We start from the raw sequence: 2707 nt of genomic DNA on the forward strand, positions 1-2707 counted from the left end.
GGGGGAGGTGCGGTGCCCACCCCCCCGCGGCGGCGGCCGCCCTCGTGGGGGGCTAAACGCGCGGTTGGGGCGCCCGCCACCAGCTTTTCTTCCTCTTCATGGGCGTGGCATTGCGCCACGCCGATGCTCACCGTCACCAGCCGGTCCGGCCAATCGGCAATGTGGAAATCCCGGCGGATGCGCTCGGCCACCAGCACCGCGCGTTCGCCGTCGATGCCGGGCAGCAGCACGGCGAACTCTTCGCCCCCGAAGCGCGCCGCGACATCGCCCGGCCGCAGCGCCGCCTTCAGCAACTGACCGACCTGCCGCAGGGCCTGGTCGCCCGCGACGTGGCCGAAGGTGTCGTTGAAGGACTTGAACCGGTCCAGGTCGAGCATCAGCAGGGAAAACACCGCATCCTCGTCGCGGCGGCGACGCAGCAGGCCGGCGATGGCGGAGTGGAACGCGCGCCGGTTGCCTACCTGGGTGAGTTCGTCGGTGTTGGCGTCTTCGCGCAGGTGGCTGGTGATGCGCTTCTCGCGGTCCACGCGGTCCAGCAGCACGCTCACCGACCAGATGATCCAGGCCACCATGCCGCCCGAAGCCACCGCCAACAGCGTGATGGTGACGTCGGGTGAAATCCAGCCGCGTGACTGCATCACCTGCGCCACGTAGCTGAGCAGGCTGGGCACCAGCAGTGACGGCAGCAGTGCGCGCCGGGCCACCGCGCCGCCGGCACTGCGCGCCGACAGCACGCGCATGAAGCCCACGTCAGGGCGCGCAGCCAACCAGCCCAGCGAGAGCATCAGCAGCAGCACCGCGGTATGCAAAGCCACCGGATTGAAAGGAAGGTCCACGCCAAGTTCCAGCCCGTGGTAGCCCAGTGCCGACAGGGCGAACAACGCGATCGCGATCACCGACAGCGACAACACCTGGGCGGCCCGGATTGAATGCACTTGGCAGGAGGCGATGCCGGCGCCCGCCAGCAGCAGGAAAGCGATGGCGCTGATCTGGGACATCCGCCCGGGCGGGCCCCCGAGGGCAAGGCCTGCCGGATCTTCGAACCACAGCGTGTCGATGCCCAGGTCCACGCCCCAGACATACTGGGCCAGGGTTGCGCCGCCCAGCAGCCCCGCCGCCAGCGAGAAGACGCCGGACAGGCCGCGCTTCCCCAAGGGCTCCCGTTGGCAGCTGAGCAGGGCCAGGCCCATCAGCAGCATGGCCAGGGCGGTGTTGGCTTTCATGTCGACATGCCCGGGCACGATCGACTTGAGGGCTGGGATGTCCAGCGCCCAACCCACCAGCACCAGGACGGACACGACAATGGCGAGGGACGCCGCGGCCAAGGCGAACGTCTGGAAACGCCGGACCACGATCGGGTCGGAATGGCCGGGCTCGGTGAAATCCATGTCGGCTCCCGGGCGCCGACACCCGGCGCCTTCAACTGCAGCCTACTCCGGCTTGGCGCGGGAGCGACGTGACGCGGATCAAGTAAGAGGCGCCCGGCCATGGGCCGGCGCGTTCAGAGCGATTCGGGCCGGGTGTCGAGCACCGTGGCGTCCAGTGCGCACAGCAGCTGCGCGTCCAGCTCGGTGACCGGCAGTTCATGGACGAAGAAGTAGCGGCACGCCGCCAGTTTGCCCGCGTAGAAATCGGCATCGGCAGCGGTGGCCGGCGTGGCCTTCGCGGCCACCAGCGCCTGGCGCAGCCACGACCAGGCAATGGCCAGGTGACCCACCAGCCCCAGGTAGCGCGACGCGTTCGACAGCGCCAGGCGCACTTCGCCGCGCGCCATGGCCGCGCCCAGCACGGCGGTGGTCTTGGCGACGGTGGCCGCGCAATGGGACAGCGCAATGGCGTGTTCGGTGAGCGCCGGCACGCTGCCGGCGGCGCTGGCCGTGGCGGCGATCTCGCGCAGCAGCAGCTTGAACGCGGCGCCGCCGTCCATCATCACCTTGCGGCCCAGCAGGTCCAGGCCCTGGATGCCGTTGGCGCCTTCATGGATGGGATTGAGGCGGTTGTCGCGCCAGTGCTGTTCCACCGGGTATTCGCGGGTGTAGCCGTAGCCGCCCAGCACCTGGATGGCCAGGTCGTTGGCCTTCAGGCACCAGTCGGCCGACCAGGCCTTGATCACCGGCGTCAGCAGTTCGAGCAGCAAGTGGGCTTCGCGGCGTCGCGCGGGATCCGGGTCCTGCGCCTGCACGTCCACCCGCTGTGCGGCGTACATCGCCAGGCCAAGCGCGCCTTCGGTGTAGCTTTTCTGCTGCAGCAGCATGCGCCGCACGTCGGCGTGTTCGATGATGGCCACCGGCGGCGAAGCCGGGTCCTTCTGGTCGGGGTGGCGCCCCTGTTTGCGTTCGCGCGCGTACTGCAGGCTGTAGCGGTATCCGGCCGTGCCCAGCATGATCGCGCCCAGGCCGACGCCGATGCGCGCCTCGTTCATCATGTGGAACATCTGCGCCAGGCCCTGGTGCGGCTGGCCCACCAGCTCGGCGAAACACTCGCCGCGCTCGCCGAACTTCAGGAACGTGTTGACGATGCCGCGCTGGCCCAGCTTGTGGTTCACGCCGGCCAGCTGCACGTCGTTGCGTTCGCCCAGGCGGCCGTCGTCGTTGACGCGGAACTTGGGCACGATGAACAGGCTGATGCCTTTCACGCCCGGCGGCGCGGCCCGCCGGGGCGCCAGCACCACGTGGTTGTTGTTATACGCCAGGTGGTGTTAGCCCCC

Annotated in this window: 2 protein-coding genes; both read right to left on the bottom strand. The window is 69.4% G+C overall.

All coding sequences use genetic code 11. The features are described 5' to 3' along the window. On the bottom strand, positions 1-1388 hold a 1388-nt coding region (locus K0M70_RS05175), incomplete at its 3' end, for a GGDEF domain-containing protein (protein ID WP_290780188.1). Positions 1389-1501: 113 nt separating this feature from the next. Continuing rightward, complete coding sequence (locus tag K0M70_RS05180; protein WP_290780191.1) at positions 1502-2635, bottom strand: acyl-CoA dehydrogenase; 1134 nt, start codon at positions 2633-2635, stop codon at positions 1502-1504. Between the last annotated feature and the right edge of the window lie 72 nt (positions 2636-2707).

Source organism: Arenimonas sp. (genome assembly GCF_019459675.1).
Lineage (GTDB): Bacteria > Pseudomonadota > Gammaproteobacteria > Xanthomonadales > Xanthomonadaceae > Arenimonas.